We start from the raw sequence: 16,119 nt of genomic DNA on the forward strand, positions 1-16,119 counted from the left end.
GCAACACGCGGCGCGTCCTGACAACTCAATGAGGACTCCCATGCGTCTTATCCGCATGCTGTTGTTGCCGGCACTGGCCCTGAGCGCGGTTTCGGCTCACGCTGACCCGGCTTCCGTGGCCAGCCTGAAAAACCTGCTGGACAAATCCCAGACCCTGACCGCGCGCTTTTCCCAGTTGACCCTGGACGCCGGTGGCACCCAGTTGCAGGAAACGGCCGGCGAAATGGCCGTGCAGCGTCCTGGCCTGTTCTACTGGCATACCGAAGGCAAGGCTGAGCAAACCATCGTTTCCGATGGCCAGAAAGTCACCCTGTGGGACCCTGACCTGGAGCAGGCGACCATCAAGAAACTCGACCCGCGCCTGAACCAGACGCCGGCGCTGCTGCTTTCGGGGGATGTGTCGAAGATCAATGACAGCTTTGACATCACCTCAAAGCAAACCAGCAACGTGATCGAGTTCACGCTCAAGCCCAAATCCAAGGACACGCTGTTCGACACGCTGTCGCTGTCGTTCGGCAATGGCGTGATCAATAACATGCGCTTGGTCGACAGCGTCGGCCAACGCACCGATATCCTGTTTTCCGGGGTCAAGGCCAACCAGCCGGTGCCCGCGTCCAAGTTCAAGTTCGACATCCCCAAGGGTGCCGACGTGATCCAGGAATAAATCCGCCAGAGGTTTCAGACGCTGCCCATGGACCTGTTTCGAAGTGATCCGATTGCCCAGCCCCTGGCCGCGCGCTTGCGCTCGACCAACCTGGATGAGTATGTCGGTCAGGAACACCTGCTCGCTCGCGGCAAACCCCTGCGCGAAGCCCTGGAGCAGGGCGCGCTGCATTCGATGATTTTCTGGGGGCCGCCGGGCGTGGGTAAAACCACCCTGGCACGCCTGCTGGCGAAGGTCTCGGATGCACACTTCGAAACGGTCTCGGCGGTTCTGGCCGGGGTCAAGGAGATCCGCCAGGCGGTGGAAGTGGCCAAGCAGCAGGCCGGCCAATACGGCAAGCGCACCATCCTGTTTGTCGATGAAGTGCATCGTTTCAACAAGTCGCAGCAGGATGCATTCCTGCCCTATGTGGAAGACGGCACCCTGATTTTTATTGGGGCCACCACCGAGAACCCCTCGTTTGAACTGAACAATGCCTTGCTCTCGCGAGCGCGGGTCTATGTGCTCAAAAGCCTGGACGAAGCGGCAATGCAAAAGCTGTTGCAGCGCGCGTTGAGTGAAGACAAAGGCCTGGGCAAGCGCCAACTGAGCGTGAGCGAGGAAGGCTTCAAGATCCTGCTTACCGCCGCCGATGGCGATGGCCGGCGCTTTCTCAACCTGTTGGAAAACGCCTCCGACCTGGCCGAAGACGGCAGCGAGATCGGTGTCGACCTGTTGCAAAGCCTGCTCGGCGACACGCGTCGGCGCTTCGACAAGGGCGGCGAAGCGTTCTACGACCAGATTTCGGCGCTGCACAAATCCGTACGCGGCTCCAACCCGGACGGTGCGCTCTACTGGTTCGCGCGGATGATCGACGGCGGTTGCGACCCGCTGTACCTGGCGCGCCGCGTGGTGCGCATGGCCAGCGAAGACATCGGCAACGCCGACCCGCGCGCGCTGAGCCTGTGCCTGGCGGCCTGGGACGTGCAGGAACGCCTGGGCAGCCCGGAAGGCGAGTTGGCGGTGGCCCAGGCCATCACTTACCTGGCCTGCGCGCCCAAGAGCAACGCGGTGTATATGGGCTTCAAGTCCGCACTGCGCGCCGCCGCCGAATACGGCTCCCTCGAAGTGCCGCTGCACTTGCGCAACGCCCCGACCAAGCTGATGAAGCAACTGGGCTACGGCGATGAATACCGGTATGCCCACGACGAGCCGGATGCCTATGCCGCCGGCGAAGATTACTTCCCCGATGAGCTTGAGCCGCTGGCGCTTTATCAGCCGGTGCCCCGAGGCCTGGAGTTGAAGATCGGTGAAAAGCTCAATCACCTGGCCAGCCTTGACCGTTTAAGTCCCAAACAGCGGAGAAAATCATGATTCCCTTGGTTGTCGCGGTCTCGGCAGGTGGTATCGCGGGTACACTGCTGCGCTTTGCAACAGGTAATTGGATCAACGCCAATTGGCCTAAACACTTCTATACGGCCACGCTGGCCGTTAATATCGTGGGCTGCCTGTTGATCGGCGTGTTATACGGCCTGTTTTTGTTGCGCCCGGAAGTGCCTATCGAGGTGCGCGCCGGATTGATGGTTGGCTTTCTAGGCGGCCTGACGACCTTTTCATCCTTTTCACTGGATACCGTGCGCCTGCTGGAAAGCGGGCAAGTGCCGCTGGCGATTGGCTATGCGGCCATCAGTGTATTCGGCGGGCTGCTCGCCACCTGGGCCGGCCTGTCCTTGACCAAACTTTGATAAACGAGAGACCGACATGCTCGATTCCAAACTGTTACGTAGCAACCTTCAGGACGTAGCGGACCGCCTGGCATCCCGTGGCTTCGCCTTGGATGTTGCGCGCATCGAAGCGCTGGAAGAACAGCGCAAGACCGTCCAGACCCGCACCGAAGCACTGCAGGCTGAGCGTAATGCGCGTTCCAAATCCATCGGTCAGGCCAAACAGCGCGGCGAAGATATCGCGCCGTTGATGGCGGATGTCGAGCGCATGGGCACCGAGCTGTCTGCGGGCAAAATCGAGCTGGAAGGCATTCAAACCGAACTGGATTCGATCCTGCTGGGCATTCCCAACCTGCCCCACGAATCCGTGCCGATTGGCGAAGACGAAGACGGCAACGTCGAAGTGCGCCGCTGGGGCACGCCCAAAGCCTTCGATTTCGAGGTCAAGGACCACGTCGCCCTGGGCGAATTGAGCGGCGGCCTGGATTTTGAAACCGCCGCCAAAATGTCCGGCGCGCGCTTTGCCTTGCTGCGCGGCCCGATCGCGCGCATGCACCGTGCGCTGGCGCAGTTCATGATCAACCTGCACACCGGCGAACACGGTTACGAAGAGGCCTATACGCCTTACCTGGTACAGGCGCCGGCCCTGCAGGGCACCGGCCAGTTGCCGAAGTTCGAGGAAGAGCTGTTCAAGATCACCCGTGAAGGCGAGGCCGATTTCTACCTGATTCCGACCGCTGAAGTGTCGCTGACCAACATCGTGGCCGGCGAAATCCTCGACGCCAAGCAACTGCCGCTGAAGTTCGTGGCCCACAGCCCGTGCTTCCGTAGCGAAGCGGGCGCATCCGGACGTGACACCCGCGGCATGATCCGCCAGCACCAGTTCGACAAGGTCGAGATGGTCCAGGTGGTCGAGCCTTCCACGTCGATGGAAGCCCTCGAAGGCATGACCGCCAACGCCGAGCGCGTCCTGCAACTGCTGGAGCTGCCCTACCGCGTGCTGGCGCTGTGCACCGGCGACATGGGTTTCAGCGCCGTGAAGACCTACGACCTGGAAGTGTGGGTGCCTAGCCAGGACAAATACCGCGAGATTTCGTCGTGCTCCAACTGCGGTGATTTCCAGGCCCGACGCATGCAGGCGCGCTTCCGTAACCCGGAAACCGGCAAGCCGGAGCTGGTCCATACCCTCAACGGTTCCGGCCTGGCCGTCGGCCGCACCCTGGTAGCCGTGCTGGAAAACTACCAGCAGGCCGACGGTTCGATCCGCGTACCTGACGTGCTCAAGCCTTACATGGCGGGCGTTGAGGTCATCCGCTAAATGGAATTTCTGCCGCTGTTTCATAACCTGCGCGGCAGTCGCGTGCTGGTCGTTGGTGGCGGGGAGATTGCCTTGCGCAAATCCCGGCTGCTGGCCGATGCCGGCGCCGTGCTGCGGGTGGTTGCCCCCCAGATCGAAGACCAACTGCGTGAATTGGTGCGGGGCAGTGGCGGGGAACTGATTCTGCGCGGTTATCAGGAGGCCGACCTCGACGGTTGCACCCTGATCATCGCCGCAACCGATGACGAGCCGTTGAACGCGCAAGTCTCCAGCGATGCCAAGCGCCGTTGCGTGCCGGTCAATGTGGTGGATGCGCCGGCCCTGTGCAGCGTGATCTTTCCGGCGATTGTCGACCGCTCGCCCTTGGTCATCGCGGTGTCCAGTGGTGGCGATGCGCCGGTGCTGGCGCGCCTGATCCGCGCCAAGCTGGAAACCTGGATTCCTTCCACTTATGGCCAACTGGCCGGGTTGGCGGCGCGTTTTCGTGCCCAGGTAAAAGGTTTGTACCCGGATGTGCAGCAGCGTCGCGCCTTTTGGGAAGAGGTGTTCCAAGGCCCGATTGCCGACCGCCAGTTGGCCGGGCAGGGCGATGAAGCCGAGCGTCTGTTGATCGAAAAGGTCAACGGCGCACCGCCCCACGCGCCGGGTGAAGTCTACCTGGTGGGCGCTGGCCCCGGTGACCCCGACCTGCTGACCTTTCGTGCGCTGCGCCTGATGCAACAAGCTGATGTGGTGTTGTACGACCGTCTGGTGGCGCCTGCGATTCTCGAGCTGTGCCGTCGCGACGCCGAGCGGGTGTATGTCGGCAAGCGTCGCGCCGAACATGCCGTGCCGCAGGACCAGATCAACCAGCAATTGGTGGACCTGGCCAAGCAAGGCAAACGGGTGCTACGCCTCAAGGGCGGCGACCCGTTCATCTTTGGGCGCGGTGGTGAGGAAATCGAAGAGCTGGCGGCCCATGGCATCCCGTTCCAAGTGGTACCGGGCATCACCGCCGCCAGCGGTTGCGCGGCGTACGCCGGGATTCCGCTGACTCACCGCGACTATGCCCAGTCGGTGCGCTTTATCACCGGGCATTTGAAGAACGGGACTTCGGACCTGCCCTGGACTGACCTGGTGGGGCCATCGCAGACCTTGGTGTTCTACATGGGCTTGATTGGCTTGCCGATCATCTGCGAACAGTTGATCAAGCATGGGCGCGCGGCGGATACCCCGGCGGCGTTGATCCAGCAGGGCACCACGTCGAACCAGCGCGTGTTCACTGGCACCCTGGCCGATTTGCCACGCATGGTGGCGGAGCATGAAGTGCATGCGCCGACACTGGTGATCGTGGGCGAGGTGGTGGTGTTGCGTGAGAAGCTGAAGTGGTTCGAAGGGGCCCAGGCTCAGGTTTAACAATCCTGTAGTGAGCGGGCTTGCCCCGCGCTGGGCTGCGAAGCAGCCCCAATCAAGACACCGCCGAGTTCCAGATAAACCGAGCCGCCTGGTTTGGGACTGCTTCGCAGCCCAGCCCAGCGCGGGGCGAGCCCGCTCACTACAATGCTCCGGCGTCGTAGACACCGTTGCCCGTCAACCGCTCCCGATCATGCTCAACATCAAACCCCTGCAACGGCCCCTTCGGCACAATCCCCGTCGGGTTGATCGTCCGGTGGCTGGCATAGTAATGCCCCTTGATATGCTCGAAATCCACCGTCTCGGCCACGCCCGGCCACTGGTACATCTCCCTTAGCCAATTCGACAGGTTCGGATAATCCGCAATCCTGCGCAAATTGCATTTGAAGTGGCTGTAATACACCGCATCAAAGCGAATCAGCGTGGTAAACAGCCGCACGTCAGCTTCGGTCAGGTATTCGCCGGCCAAGTAACGGTGCGTGCCCAAATGCTGTTCCAGATGATCGAGTTCGGCAAACACGTCATCAAACGCACTGTCGTAGGCTTGCTGCGACGTGGCGAAGCCTGCGCGGTACACGCCGTTGTTCACGGCGGGGTAGATGCGCTCGTTCAGTGTGTCGATGGTCGCCCGCAGTGGCTCAGGGTAGAGATCCAGGGTGTTGCCGGTCAGCCCGTTGAACGCGCTGTTGAACATGCGGATGATCTCCGCCGATTCGTTGCTCACGATGCGCTTGAGCTGTTTGTCCCATAGCACCGGCACGGTCACGCGCCCGGTGTAGTCGGCGGTATCGGCGGTGTAGCGCTGGTGCATGAAGGTAAGGTCGTCGAGCCTGTCGCCGGTGGAGCCGTGGTCCTTGTCGAAGGTCCAGCCGTTTTCGAGCATCAACCAGCTGACCACGGACACGTCGATCAGGCTTTCGAGTTCCTTGAGCTTGCGCAGGATCAGGGTACGGTGGGCCCAGGGGCAGGCGAGGGACACGTAGAGATGGTAGCGGCCGGCTTCGGCCTTGAAGCCGCCTTCACCGCTCGGGCCAGGCCGGCCGTCGGCGGTCACCCAGTGGCGGCGTTGTGCCTGTTCCCGTTGGAAGGCGCCGTCTGCGCTACTTTCATACCACTGGTCTTTCCAGTGTCCTTCAATCAGCAAACCCATGACTGGCTCCTTGGCTAATAAGCGTTGGAGCCCAGTCTAAAGGGATGAGTTCGAACTAAAAGCGCAAAGACCGGAGGTGAATGATCGATTAAATCGATTTATCCCGTGCATCCCAGTACTGCTGGGCCAATTCGAAGGCTTGCTCACGTGGGTGGCCGAGCCCGCGCAACGCCAACGCCATGGTGGCAATCAGCGCCAGTTGCGGGTAGCTGTCGACGATGTCGCCGCGCCACACGGCTTTCAGATGCTCGGGTTCCAGCGTGGCGGGTTTGACGTGGCGCTGGGCGGAGAGGGCGGGCCACCCTTCGTCCCAGCTTATGCCTGCGGTGGTGCCGTACAGATGGCTGGCCGAATCGGGGTTGATCTCGATCTCACCGCCATCGCCCTTCACCACAATCACGTTGTCGCCAAGCAAACCACTGGCATCGCGGTGCACGCCCTGGTAACCGGGATGGAAAATACTCTGCAGGCCCAGGCGCGCATTCAGCGGGTTGAGCAGCCGCGCCAGGGAGTGGATCGGCGAGCGCAGGCCCAGGGTGTTGCGCAGGTCGATCATGCGCTGCAACTGCGGTGCCCAATCGCCCAGCGGGATGAACGCCAGGTTGCCGTGCCCGTAGGCTGCCTCGACCTGTTGCCAGTTGCGGCACAGCGGTATCTGCAAACCTTGCAGCAATTGCTCGGTGTACAACCGTCCTGCCGTATGCGCACCGCCGCCGTGCATCAGAATGCGCACGCCATGTTGCGCCAGGCACTTGGCTGCCAGCAGGTACCACGGCAGGTGGCGTTTCTTGCCGGCGTAGGTTGGCCAGTCGACATCCACGTTCAGCGCCGGAGGGTTCAGGCGCTCGCGTACGGCTTCGGTGAAACCGGCGAGTTCTTCCGGGCTTTCTTCCTTGTGGCGCAGCAGCATCAGGAAGGCGCCCAGCTGGGTGTCTTCGACTTTTTCGTCGAGCAGCATACCCATGGCTTCGCGGGCTTCCTCGCGGGTAAGGTTGCGTGCGCCGCGCTTGCCTTTGCCCAGGATGCGCACGAACGGCGCGAACGGGTGCTCGTCGGGGGTTTGCAGGGTCAGCGGGGCAAAGTCGGTCATAAGCAATTCGTCGGCCTGGGCAGGCCCGCCAGCTTGGCGGCGAGTTTGGCGGGAGTGCCGTTGAACAGTTTGTTGAGGCGCAGGCTGTTGCCCTTTTCCGGGCCCAGCTTGAGTGCGGTGTACTTGATCAGCGGGCGCGTGGCCGGGGACAGCTGGAATTCGGCGTAGAACTGGCGCAGCAGCTCGAGAACCTCCCAGTGGGCGGGGGTCAGCTCAAGGGCTTCGGCGGCGGCCAGGGCGTTGGCCACCTCAGCCGACCATTCGTCCAGGTTGACCAGGTAGCCGTCCTTGTCCAGTTCCAGCGCGCGTGCGCCGACGGTCAGGGTGTTCATAGCCAGGCGTTGACCTTGTCGTAGGTGATCGACAACTGCACGAAACCTGGGTAATCGACGCGCTCGGCCCAGTCCGGTAGCGGCAGGTTGCGCGCCTGCAGGTCTTCGGCCAATACAAAGACCTTCACGCCCTGGGTGTGCAGGGCCGATTGTTGCAGGCCGTAGGCGCCGTCGCCGCAAAGCAGGATAGCGTCCTGGTTGCCGCAGATGCGCAAGCAGCTGTCGAGGCGGCTATCGGTAAACGGGGAATGAGATACCACGTGTAGAGTCGACATCAGAGGGTAATCACCTGATCGTAGCGGTCAATCAACTGGGTGATGCCGGGGTTGTCCAGAGGCGCGGCGCTGGCGGGCGGCGTGAGGCCACGCACGGCCAGGCTGTGCGCGCAGGCAAACACCTCATCGATGCCGAACAGCCCCAGCGCTTGCAGGTTGGCGCTCAGGTCTTTTTGCTGCACGGCCTTTGCGTCCTGGTGCGGCGTCAACTGGAACACGCCGTCGTCCATGAACAGCAGGCCAATCGGCAGATCGAAGGCGCCGCCGGCCAAGACAATGTCCAAGGCTTCCCGCGCACTCGGGCCCGACCACGGTGCCTGGCGGCTGATCACCAACAGGGATTTGGCCATGTCACGTGCCTCCAAAACAAATCAGGCGGTCGGCGTTCTGCGCCGCGTCGTGCAACTGGCCCAGGCCCGACAACGCCCACGGCGCCTCCAGGTTGACCGCGCTGCGTTGATAGCGCGTGGCTTCCCCCTGGTCAAGCACGCCACGGCGCAACGCCGCGGCGATGCACACCACGCCGTCGAGCTGGTGCTGGCTGACAAACTCGCGCCATTGGCGGGCGATGTCTTGCTCGTCCTGGGGAGCAACAATGTTGTTGGAGGCGCTGTGCACCCCGTCCTGATAAAAAAACAGCCGTACAATCTCATGCCCGCCGGCCAGCGCCGCCTGGGCGAACAGCAGGGCGCGGCGCGAGGAGGGCGCATGGGCTGCGCTGAATACTGCGATCGCAAACTTCATGAAAGACTCTGCAAGCAAACCTGGGCCAATGATAAAGCCGTCGCCAAGAAAAAGCCCGCCGTGATCAAAACGGTCACTGTGGTTGACCGTTCCGGGCCGGAGTGGTTGGGTGGTGACTGGCTTGCCTGCGATAGGCATACACATTGTAGTGAGCGGGCTTGTCCCGCGCTGGGCTGCGAAGCCGCCCCAAACCAGGCGACCGGATTCTACCTGAAGCTCGGCGATGCCTTTATTGGGGCGGCTTCGCCACCCAGCGCGGGACAAGCCCGCTCACTACAAAGTTGTGTAGATACCTATGCTGCGATAGGGCCCTTATTCCACCCGAGTTTCCCCGGTATACACCAGTGTCTGCCGACACCGCCGACACAAATACCGCCGCCCCCTGGCCACCATGCCATGGCGCTGCGACGAAAACGGAAAATCACTGTCCGCACACGGGCATCGGTAGATATAGCGCATCACCTGGCGGCGCTTCACCGCATAGGTATGGCAGCGGTCCGGCGGCAGTTCATAGACGCCGCGCATGATCAGTTGCCATTCCTCGCCATGGGGCTGGATGCGCTCGCCAAATAATTGGTGGGCAATCAGGTGCGCCACTTCATGGGCCACGGTCTGTTTCAGGAAATGCTGACTGTTTTCACGGTACAACTGCGGGTTGAAACGCAGCAGGTTCTCGTGCAAATGCGCGACACCGGCCTTTTGGCCCCGCAGCTTGAGGCTGACCTGAGGGCGTTTGAAGCTTCGCTTGAAAAAGGATTCGGCTTGCAGGTAACACTCTTCGACGCGGGTATTGAGTTGCTCGGGCATGCTGTACATCTCTCCAGAGACGCCCAGTATGCCGCAAAGCTGAGTGTTTCCGAATCTGTCAGGCGCCGAATGGTCATGCATAACGCACAAGGCCACCTTGCGGTGGCCTTGCCTGCGGTGTCATCACCTCAACTGGTATAAATCGGACCTACGCCCAGGCCCCAGACGATCACCGTGAACGCCATGATCGCTACCAGCACCACCAGCCCTACGGCCAGTATCGAGCTGGAAAACAGGAAGCCTTCGTCCGGATCGATGCTCATGAAGGTCGGCACGCCCACGTACAGCAGGTAAACCGTGTAGCAGATCGCCGCCGTGCCTACCACCATACCCAGCCACATATGCGGATAGAGCGCCGCCAGCCCGCCGATGAACAGCGGCGTCGCGGTGTAGGTGGCAAAAGCCACGCAACGCGCCATGCTGGGGTTGGCGTCATAGGTACGCGCCATCCAGTGAATGAACGCACCCATCACCGCCACGCCGCCGAGCATGGCAGCGTACGACATCAGGGTCATCCACAGTGCGCTTTCCTGGGTCAGCATTACCGGCGCGCGGTTGCCGATGACCCAGCCGACCTGGGTGGTGCCGATAAAGGCGGATACGGCGGGGATCGCCGCGAGAATCAGGGTATGGGTGAGGTACATGTGGCTGATGCTTTCTTCTTTATCGCCACGAATTTCCCGCCATTCCTGGTCGGGGTGGGTAAAAAGCCCCACGACGTGATGGATCATGCCAGTCACTCCTGTCGTTATTGCCATCGCCCCCATCGGAGCGCCCACGGGCCAGGTGGCCTCAAGGTCCTGGATAGCTGTGCGACCTCAAGTCGCAGTATAGGAAGGGATGACCGGAATGACTGTAGGGCCTTTAGAGCAAATTGCGCTGTAAACGGCGTTCCTAATCGCTGAGCGGTCTGTCAGATTCGGTACGGTGCAATGCGGCAGCAGGCAGGCCAGCTCCCACAATGGAACTCGGTCGTTCATGAAGGTAAAATACCGCGCTTTTCGTCACACACCTCCAGCGGATCCAAGCGCCATGGGCACTCTTACGGTCAACCAGAACAAACTGCAAAAACGCCTGCGTCGCCTGGCCGGTGAAGCGGTCGCCGATTTCAATATGATCGAGGACGGCGACAAGGTCATGGTCTGCCTCTCCGGCGGCAAGGACAGCTACACCCTGCTCGACGTGCTGCTGCACCTGCAAAAGGTCGCGCCGATCCAGTTCCAGATCATCGCCGTCAACATGGACCAGAAGCAGCCGGGCTTTCCTGGACAGGTGCTGCCGGCCTACCTCGAGGCGCTGGGCGTCGAGTACCACATCGTCGAGAAAGACACCTATTCGGTGGTCAAGGAGTTGATCCCGGAAGGCAAGACCACCTGCTCGCTGTGCTCGCGTCTGCGCCGTGGCACGCTGTACACCTTTGCCGACGAGATCGGCGCCACCAAGATGGCCCTGGGTCACCACCGCGACGACATCGTCGAGACCTTCTTCCTCAATATGTTCTTCAACGGCTCGCTCAAGGCCATGCCGCCCAAGCTGCGTGCCGATGACGGGCGCAACGTGGTGATCCGTCCGCTGGCGTATTGCAACGAGAAGGACATCCAGGCCTACTCCGACTTCAAGCAATTCCCGATCATCCCGTGCAACCTCTGCGGCTCCCAGGAAAACCTGCAGCGCCAGGTGGTCAAGGAGATGCTCCTGGACTGGGAGCGCAAGACCCCTGGCCGCACCGAGAGTATCTTCCGCAGCCTGCAGAACGTGCAGCCGTCGCAGCTGGCCGACCGCAACCTGTTCGACTTCGCCAGCCTGAAAATCGACGAGACGGCCGCGTCGCGCTTCGTCAATGTAGTGAACCTCTGACGCTATTCAACGTTCTCAAAGACGGCGCTCATGGGCGCCGTTTTCATTTTTCAATCCCAGGAGAGGGCATGCGCGATTACAAGTGGCTGCACGAATATTGTCTGAACCGCTTCGGTTCGGCGGCCGAGCTGGAGGCCCATCTGCCTGTACCCAAGACCCCGGCGCAGTTGCGCAAGATCAGTGATGATCGCTATTTGTCGACATTGGCCCTGCGCGTGTTCCGTGCGGGCTTGAAGCACAGCGTAGTGGACGCCAAGTGGCCGGCGTTCGAGCAGGTGTTCTTCGGCTTTGACCCGGAAAAAGTCGTGTTGATGGGCGCCGAGCACCTGGAACGGCTGATGCAGGACACGCGGATCATTCGCCACCTGGGCAAGCTCAAGAGCGTGCCGCGTAACGCGCAGATGATTCTGGATATCGAGCAGGAGAAGGGCAGCTTTGGTGCGTTTGTCGCCGACTGGCCGGTGACCGACATCGTCGGGCTGTGGAAATACCTGAGCAAGCACGGCCATCAACTCGGCGGGCTGTCGGCGCCGCGCTTCCTGCGCATGGTCGGCAAGGACACGTTTGTGCCGAGTTATGACGTGGTCGCGGCCTTGAACGCGCAGAAGATCGTCGACAAGGCGCCGACCAGCCTGCGCGACCTGGCGGCGGTGCAGGGCGCGTTCAACCAGTGGCACGCCGAGAGTGGGCGGCCGATGTGCCAGTTGTCGATGATGTTGGCTTATACGGTGAATCATTGAGACCGAGGTGATGCCTTCGCAAGCAAGTCGAAGACTGACTATCAGGCACCCTGATCTGCCGCCAACCGCCGATTCAACTGATGCCGCCAGCGCACATACAGCAGCGCCGTACAAAACACCGCCAGGCTTGCCAGCATCTCCAGCACCCCGAACCCTTGGCGGTTGGGGTCATACGCCGCCAGCGCGCCCTTGATGAAATACAGGTTCACCACAAAGCACATCCACGAATGCCCCCGTGCGCTGCCGATCAGCATCCCCGGCGCCAGTACCAGCAGCGGCACCAGTTCGATCAGCAGGATCACCCAGGGCCGAGCACCGTGCAGGTCGGCGATGAACAGGTAGTACACGCAGAGCAACGCCACCAACGCGAAAAACGCCAGCAGGCTCAGTGCCCGTGCAAGCTTTACGCGCGGCGCCAGCCACGCCTGGGGCGGCGGGACCTTAGGCGTTCTGGCCACGGCCGTTCTCCAGCAGCGTGGCAGTGGTGGCCAGGCGCAGGCCCAGGGCCCGGCACAAAGTGATTTCATGTTGATCGAGCAGGCGCTTGCCGTCAGGCCCGGCATGGTGGGTGGGCCCGTAAGGCGTGCCGCCGCCCTGGGTGTCGAGCAAGGCCTGTTCGCTGTAGGGCAGGCCGGTGATCAACATGCCGTGGTGCAACAGCGGCAGCAGCATCGACATCAGTGTGGTTTCCTGGCCGCCGTGCAGGCTGGCGGTGGAGGTGAACACACCGGCCGGCTTGCCGACGAGCGCACCGGTCAGCCACAGGTTGCTGGTGCCGTCGAGGAAGTACTTGAGCGGCGCGGCCATGTTGCCGAAGCGGGTCGGGCTGCCCAAGGCCAGGCCTGAGCAGTTTTTCAGGTCATCCAGGCTGGCATACAGTGCGCCTTCGTCCGGAATGCTCGGCGCCACGGCTTCGCATTCGGTGGAGATCGCCGGCACGGTGCGCAAACGCGCTTCCATCCCGCCTTGCTCGATGCCTCGGGCAATCTGCCGAGCCATTTCGCTCACCGAGCCATGGCGGCTGTAATACAGCACCAACACATACGGCGACGTCACGGCAGTATCTCCACTACGTTTTCCGGCGGGCGGCCAATGATGGCTTTATCGGCGGTTTCCAGGATCGGGCGTTCCATCAGCTTCGGGTGGGCGGCGATGGCGGCAATCAACTGCGCTTCGCTGAGGCTGGCGTCGGCGAGGTTGAGGGTCTTGTACTCGTCCTCACCGCTGCGCAGCAGTTGGCGCGCGCTGATGCCCAGCTTGCCGAGCAGGGCCTTCAATTGCGCGGCGTCCAGCGGGGTTTCCAGGTAGCGCACCACGGTGGGGGTGAGCCCGCGGGCTTGCAGCAGTTCCAGCGCACCGCGTGATTTCGAGCAGCGCGGGTTGTGATAAAGCGTCAGATCGGTCATGTGCGGGTCGCATCTTGCGTAAGGTGGCGGGTATTCTACCTGCGCTGCGGCCCGTCCTTAAACCGTAAGAGGCGATAGGTCGCAGCCAACGTTCATTTTTGCGAAGGATTACCCCATGACTAAGCGACTGATCGGTGCATTGGCGATCATCACGACCCTGCTGCTCAGCGGCTGCGGTAACGATTACGGCGTTGACCAGAATGGTCAGAAGGTGGCGGCCGAACGCTTGGACAAACAGTGGCTGGTGGTCAATTACTGGGCCGAATGGTGTGGCCCGTGCCGCACGGAAATCCCTGAGCTCAATGCCTTGGCCGAACAGTTGAAGGCGCAGAACGTGGGCGTGTTCGGGGTCAATTTCGACAATGTGCAGGGTGAGGAACTCAAAGCCGCCAGCGACAAGCTGGGCATCAAGTTCACGGTACTGGCGCAGAACCCGGAAGGTTTTTTCGATATTCCGCGCAGCGAAGCGTTGCCGGTGACCTACATCATTGACGACAAGGGCAAGGTGCGTGAGCAATTGATGGGCGAGCAGACGGCCGAGGGTGTGTTGGCCAGGCTCAAGGCTTTACGCGGTTAAAGCAACAGCACAAACCTAACTGTGGGAGCGGGCTTGCTCGCGAAAGCGGTGTGTCAGTGAATACATCTTTGACTGACCCACCGCATTCGCGAGCAAGCCCGCTCCCACACAAGCCCGCTCCCACATTTGGATCGCGAGAGGCCAGAGTCAGCCCTCTTCCAGCCACAGGCGAATCGGCTTGCCCTCGGCCGGCCAGAAACGCGTCTGCTCGATCGGCGAAATGTCCCAGCGTTGCACGTTTTGCAGGGCCTGGAAGAAGCGCTGTTCCTGCTCCATCAACGCCTCGGCGCAGAGCTTGCGGGTGCTGCCGATCTTGCCGAAGCTGAGGGTGTTGCCGTCGACGGTGTACGGCGCAAACCAGTGATTGCAACCGCCATTGCCATAGGCGCGGCCATCGGCGCCGAGGGTGACGGTCAGGTGCGCGTAATCCATCAGCGGCCGCTCACCGATCCATTCCACCACATAGCTGTGATCGCGCTTGAGCTTGACCGCGTCCCCGGCGCAACCGGTCAGGGCCGCTCCGAGGGCGGCGAGCAGAAGCAGGCCTTTCATTGCGCGGCCTTCTGGCATTTCGGACAGCGGTGCGTGTCGCCCTCGCTGGCCCAGCCCAACTCGGCGATGCGTGCGTTGGCCGCCGGTTGCAGTGGCTCCTTGGTCAGCTTGGTTTCCACCGCGAATTCGAACTCCAACACTGCATCGCAGCTGTCGCAGTTGACCTTCCAGGTGTGAATCTCCAGCTCGCCGAACTTCGGCCCTTGGGCCATGGCGACCCACTGGCCCGCCGGGCGGATGGAGTAGCGCGCGTCGCCTTCGACGGTGAGGCGCATCGACAGGGTTTTACTGCCACGCAGGGTGACGATCAACACGTCGCCATGCTTGATCGAACCGCCGTTGCCAGTGACCTGGTAACGGCCCGGCACCAGAGCACGGCATTCGATCAGGGTGTGTTGCGGGCTCAGCAAACTGAAGCGGAAATCGTGTTCGGCCATGGATCCTCCAAATAGGCGCGGCATCCTATCACGGGTGCTTGCTCATCATGAGCCTGGTATGTGACCGCTGATCAACCTTCGACAAGGTTCTGCGCCCGGCCATCGGCCCAGGCGGCAATATTGGCCAGGGTGGTGCCGGCGATGGCCGCGAGGGCTTCGCGGGTGAGGAATGCCTGGTGGGCGGTAATGATCACATTCGGGAAGGTCAGCAGACGCGCGAGGACATCGTCCTGCAAGGGCAGGTCGGAGCGGTCTTCGAAAAACAGTTGGGCTTCTTCCTCGTACACATCCAGCCCGAGGTAGCCCAACTGGCCGTCCTTGAGCGCTTCGATAAGTGCCGGAGTGTCGACCAGGCCACCGCGACCGGTGTTGATCAGCATCGCGCCGCGCTGCATCTGCGCCAGGGAGCGGGCGTTGATCAGGTGTTGACTGTCGGCGGTCAGCGGGCAGTGCAGGCTGATGATCTGCGCTTGGGCGAGCAATTCGGGCAGGCTCACGTAGCCTGCGCCGAGCGCCAGGACCTCGGGGTTGGGAAAGGGGTCGCAGGCGAGCAGCCGGCAACCGAAGCCGGCCATGATCCTGGCGAAGGTCGCGCCGATCTGCCCGGTGCCGACCACCCCGACGGTCTTGCCCACCAAGTCAAAACCGGTGAGGCCATGCAGGCTGAAATCGCCATCGCGGGTGCGGTTATAGGCGCGATGCAGGCGGCGGTTGAGGGCCAGGATCAGCGCGACCGCATGCTCGGCCACTGCGTGGGGCGAATAGGCCGGCACGCGCACGATGGCCAGGCCCAGGCGCTTGGCGGCGGCCAGGTCCACATGGTTGTAGCCCGCCGAGCGCAGGGCGATCAGCCGCGTGCCGCCCTTGGCCAGCTGTTCCAGCACCGGGGCACTGAGGTCGTCGTTGATAAAGGCGCACACCACTTCGTGATGTTCGGCCAGGGCCACGGTGTCGAGGTTCAGCCGGGCGGGCTGGAACTGCAGCGCCAGGCCCGCTGGCAGCGGCTCGCCGAGAAAACTGTCGTGATCGTACGCCTGGCTGCTGAAAAGAATGACGCGCATTGGAAAGCTCCCTG

General features: G+C 62.1%; 22 protein-coding genes. 8 read left to right on the top strand and 14 right to left on the bottom strand.

Going from position 1 to position 16,119, the window contains the following annotated elements:
- Positions 1-40: 40 nt before the first annotated feature.
- From lolA to cysG, 5 genes are read left to right on the top strand one after another with little or no spacing between them, the layout of a single operon-like run.
- Entirely contained in the window at positions 41-664 is a 624-nt protein-coding gene (gene lolA / locus H0Z09_RS09145; RefSeq protein ID WP_076950788.1) for an outer membrane lipoprotein chaperone LolA, read from the top strand.
- A 27-nt stretch (positions 665-691) separates the two neighbouring features.
- A complete protein-coding gene (locus H0Z09_RS09150) occupies positions 692-2,017 on the top strand; it encodes a replication-associated recombination protein A (protein ID WP_186689839.1) in 1,326 nt (441 codons plus the stop codon).
- Positions 2,014-2,388, top strand: coding sequence for a fluoride efflux transporter CrcB (crcB, locus tag H0Z09_RS09155; protein WP_071493379.1), 375 nt, complete (start codon positions 2,014-2,016; stop codon positions 2,386-2,388). The genes H0Z09_RS09150 and crcB overlap by 4 nt, the downstream gene beginning before the upstream one ends.
- A 16-nt stretch (positions 2,389-2,404) precedes the next feature.
- Positions 2,405-3,685, top strand: a complete 1,281-nt coding sequence (gene serS / locus H0Z09_RS09160) for a serine--tRNA ligase (protein ID WP_186689841.1) — start codon at positions 2,405-2,407, stop codon at positions 3,683-3,685.
- Positions 3,686-5,080, top strand: a complete 1,395-nt coding sequence (cysG, locus tag H0Z09_RS09165) for a siroheme synthase CysG (protein WP_076950785.1) — start codon at positions 3,686-3,688, stop codon at positions 5,078-5,080.
- Between the two features lie 139 nt (positions 5,081-5,219).
- Here the strand turns inward: cysG and H0Z09_RS09170 are convergent, their stop codons facing one another.
- The 8 genes from H0Z09_RS09170 to H0Z09_RS09205 form a co-directional block, all read right to left on the bottom strand.
- Positions 5,220-6,227, bottom strand: coding sequence for a glutathione S-transferase family protein (locus H0Z09_RS09170; RefSeq protein WP_186689843.1), 1,008 nt, complete (start codon positions 6,225-6,227; stop codon positions 5,220-5,222).
- Positions 6,228-6,315: 88 nt separating this feature from the next.
- Positions 6,316-7,317: a glycosyl transferase family protein gene (locus H0Z09_RS09175; RefSeq protein WP_186689845.1), complete on the bottom strand. Its 1,002-nt coding sequence runs from the start codon at positions 7,315-7,317 to the stop codon at positions 6,316-6,318.
- On the bottom strand, positions 7,314-7,649 hold the full coding sequence (locus H0Z09_RS09180; protein ID WP_186689855.1) for a TusE/DsrC/DsvC family sulfur relay protein: 336 nt from the start codon (positions 7,647-7,649) through the stop codon (positions 7,314-7,316). The genes H0Z09_RS09175 and H0Z09_RS09180 overlap by 4 nt, the downstream gene beginning before the upstream one ends.
- Positions 7,646-7,924, bottom strand: a complete 279-nt coding sequence (gene tusB / locus H0Z09_RS09185; RefSeq protein ID WP_186689857.1) for a sulfurtransferase complex subunit TusB — start codon at positions 7,922-7,924, stop codon at positions 7,646-7,648. The genes H0Z09_RS09180 and tusB overlap by 4 nt, the downstream gene beginning before the upstream one ends.
- Positions 7,924-8,274 carry a sulfurtransferase complex subunit TusC gene (tusC, locus tag H0Z09_RS09190; protein WP_186689859.1) on the bottom strand — a complete coding sequence of 117 codons (351 nt, stop codon included), beginning with the start codon at positions 8,272-8,274 and terminating at the stop codon, positions 7,924-7,926. Before tusC ends, tusB begins: the two co-directional genes overlap by 1 nt.
- 1 nt (position 8,275) lies before the next feature.
- Positions 8,276-8,668, bottom strand: coding sequence for a sulfurtransferase complex subunit TusD (tusD, locus tag H0Z09_RS09195; RefSeq protein ID WP_186689861.1), 393 nt, complete (start codon positions 8,666-8,668; stop codon positions 8,276-8,278).
- Between the two features lie 312 nt (positions 8,669-8,980).
- On the bottom strand, positions 8,981-9,475 hold the full coding sequence (locus H0Z09_RS09200) for a SprT family zinc-dependent metalloprotease (RefSeq protein ID WP_186689863.1): 495 nt from the start codon (positions 9,473-9,475) through the stop codon (positions 8,981-8,983).
- Positions 9,476-9,603: 128 nt separating this feature from the next.
- Entirely contained in the window at positions 9,604-10,206 is a 603-nt protein-coding gene (locus H0Z09_RS09205) for a Yip1 family protein (protein ID WP_076950778.1), read from the bottom strand.
- 301 nt (positions 10,207-10,507) lie between these two features.
- Here H0Z09_RS09205 and ttcA point away from each other — a divergent pair, with 301 nt between their 5' ends.
- On the top strand, positions 10,508-11,332 hold the full coding sequence (ttcA, locus tag H0Z09_RS09210; RefSeq protein WP_186689865.1) for a tRNA 2-thiocytidine(32) synthetase TtcA: 825 nt from the start codon (positions 10,508-10,510) through the stop codon (positions 11,330-11,332).
- Between the two features lie 68 nt (positions 11,333-11,400).
- A complete protein-coding gene (locus tag H0Z09_RS09215) occupies positions 11,401-12,072 on the top strand; it encodes a DNA-3-methyladenine glycosylase I (protein ID WP_065872088.1) in 672 nt (223 codons plus the stop codon).
- Positions 12,073-12,113: 41 nt separating this feature from the next.
- Here the strand turns inward: H0Z09_RS09215 and H0Z09_RS09220 are convergent, their stop codons facing one another.
- From H0Z09_RS09220 to arsC, 3 genes are read right to left on the bottom strand one after another with little or no spacing between them, the layout of a single operon-like run.
- The gene (locus H0Z09_RS09220; RefSeq protein WP_186689867.1) at positions 12,114-12,530 is read right to left on the bottom strand and encodes a DUF2069 domain-containing protein; all 417 of its coding nucleotides are present in this window, start codon (positions 12,528-12,530) and stop codon (positions 12,114-12,116) included.
- Positions 12,514-13,128, bottom strand: coding sequence for an NAD(P)H:quinone oxidoreductase (gene wrbA / locus H0Z09_RS09225; RefSeq protein ID WP_186689869.1), 615 nt, complete (start codon positions 13,126-13,128; stop codon positions 12,514-12,516). The genes H0Z09_RS09220 and wrbA overlap by 17 nt, the downstream gene beginning before the upstream one ends.
- Positions 13,125-13,478 (bottom strand): arsenate reductase (glutaredoxin), encoded by a 354-nt coding sequence (arsC, locus tag H0Z09_RS09230; RefSeq protein ID WP_186689871.1) that lies wholly within the window; start codon positions 13,476-13,478, stop codon positions 13,125-13,127. Before arsC ends, wrbA begins: the two co-directional genes overlap by 4 nt.
- 115 nt (positions 13,479-13,593) lie before the next feature.
- On the opposite strand from arsC, the gene H0Z09_RS09235 reads away from it, so the two are divergent.
- Positions 13,594-14,055, top strand: a complete 462-nt coding sequence (locus H0Z09_RS09235; protein WP_186689873.1) for a TlpA disulfide reductase family protein — start codon at positions 13,594-13,596, stop codon at positions 14,053-14,055.
- A gap of 147 nt (positions 14,056-14,202) precedes the next feature.
- Here H0Z09_RS09235 and H0Z09_RS09240 read toward each other — a convergent pair whose 3' ends face one another.
- The 3 genes from H0Z09_RS09240 to H0Z09_RS09250 all read right to left on the bottom strand — a co-directional run bounded on the left by H0Z09_RS09240 (position 14,203) and on the right by H0Z09_RS09250 (position 16,105).
- Complete coding sequence (locus H0Z09_RS09240) at positions 14,203-14,607, bottom strand: META domain-containing protein (RefSeq protein ID WP_186689875.1); 405 nt, start codon at positions 14,605-14,607, stop codon at positions 14,203-14,205.
- Complete coding sequence (locus tag H0Z09_RS09245) at positions 14,604-15,044, bottom strand: hypothetical protein (protein ID WP_076950770.1); 441 nt, start codon at positions 15,042-15,044, stop codon at positions 14,604-14,606. Before H0Z09_RS09245 ends, H0Z09_RS09240 begins: the two co-directional genes overlap by 4 nt.
- Before the next feature lie 71 nt (positions 15,045-15,115).
- Positions 15,116-16,105: a 2-hydroxyacid dehydrogenase gene (locus H0Z09_RS09250; RefSeq protein WP_186689877.1), complete on the bottom strand. Its 990-nt coding sequence runs from the start codon at positions 16,103-16,105 to the stop codon at positions 15,116-15,118.
- Between the last annotated feature and the right edge of the window lie 14 nt (positions 16,106-16,119).

It is taken from the genome of Pseudomonas sp. SWRI18 (assembly GCF_014268345.1).
Lineage (GTDB): Bacteria > Pseudomonadota > Gammaproteobacteria > Pseudomonadales > Pseudomonadaceae > Aquipseudomonas > Aquipseudomonas cedrina.

Bases quoted from the DNA above. Each gene is read 5' to 3' on its own strand.
- H0Z09_RS09170 (WP_186689843.1), bottom strand. From the start codon at position 6,227: ATGGGTTTGCTGATTGAAGGACACTGGAAAGACCAGTGGTATGAAAGT.
- lolA (WP_076950788.1), top strand. From the start codon at position 41: ATGCGTCTTATCCGCATGCTGTTGTTGCCGGCACTGGCCCTGAGCGCG.
- tusC (WP_186689859.1), bottom strand. From the start codon at position 8,274: ATGGCCAAATCCCTGTTGGTGATCAGCCGCCAGGCACCGTGGTCGGGC.
- H0Z09_RS09205 (WP_076950778.1), bottom strand. From the start codon at position 10,206: ATGATCCATCACGTCGTGGGGCTTTTTACCCACCCCGACCAGGAATGG.
- H0Z09_RS09215 (WP_065872088.1), top strand. From the start codon at position 11,401: ATGCGCGATTACAAGTGGCTGCACGAATATTGTCTGAACCGCTTCGGT.
- H0Z09_RS09180 (WP_186689855.1), bottom strand. From the start codon at position 7,649: ATGAACACCCTGACCGTCGGCGCACGCGCGCTGGAACTGGACAAGGAC.
- H0Z09_RS09250 (WP_186689877.1), bottom strand. From the start codon at position 16,105: ATGCGCGTCATTCTTTTCAGCAGCCAGGCGTACGATCACGACAGTTTT.
- H0Z09_RS09200 (WP_186689863.1), bottom strand. From the start codon at position 9,475: ATGCCCGAGCAACTCAATACCCGCGTCGAAGAGTGTTACCTGCAAGCC.
- crcB (WP_071493379.1), top strand. From the start codon at position 2,014: ATGATTCCCTTGGTTGTCGCGGTCTCGGCAGGTGGTATCGCGGGTACA.
- H0Z09_RS09175 (WP_186689845.1), bottom strand. From the start codon at position 7,317: ATGACCGACTTTGCCCCGCTGACCCTGCAAACCCCCGACGAGCACCCG.
- H0Z09_RS09150 (WP_186689839.1), top strand. From the start codon at position 692: ATGGACCTGTTTCGAAGTGATCCGATTGCCCAGCCCCTGGCCGCGCGC.
- tusD (WP_186689861.1), bottom strand. From the start codon at position 8,668: ATGAAGTTTGCGATCGCAGTATTCAGCGCAGCCCATGCGCCCTCCTCG.
- H0Z09_RS09235 (WP_186689873.1), top strand. From the start codon at position 13,594: ATGACTAAGCGACTGATCGGTGCATTGGCGATCATCACGACCCTGCTG.
- H0Z09_RS09240 (WP_186689875.1), bottom strand. From the start codon at position 14,607: ATGAAAGGCCTGCTTCTGCTCGCCGCCCTCGGAGCGGCCCTGACCGGT.
- arsC (WP_186689871.1), bottom strand. From the start codon at position 13,478: ATGACCGATCTGACGCTTTATCACAACCCGCGCTGCTCGAAATCACGC.
- serS (WP_186689841.1), top strand. From the start codon at position 2,405: ATGCTCGATTCCAAACTGTTACGTAGCAACCTTCAGGACGTAGCGGAC.
- cysG (WP_076950785.1), top strand. From the start codon at position 3,686: ATGGAATTTCTGCCGCTGTTTCATAACCTGCGCGGCAGTCGCGTGCTG.
- H0Z09_RS09245 (WP_076950770.1), bottom strand. From the start codon at position 15,044: ATGGCCGAACACGATTTCCGCTTCAGTTTGCTGAGCCCGCAACACACC.
- tusB (WP_186689857.1), bottom strand. From the start codon at position 7,924: ATGTCGACTCTACACGTGGTATCTCATTCCCCGTTTACCGATAGCCGC.
- ttcA (WP_186689865.1), top strand. From the start codon at position 10,508: ATGGGCACTCTTACGGTCAACCAGAACAAACTGCAAAAACGCCTGCGT.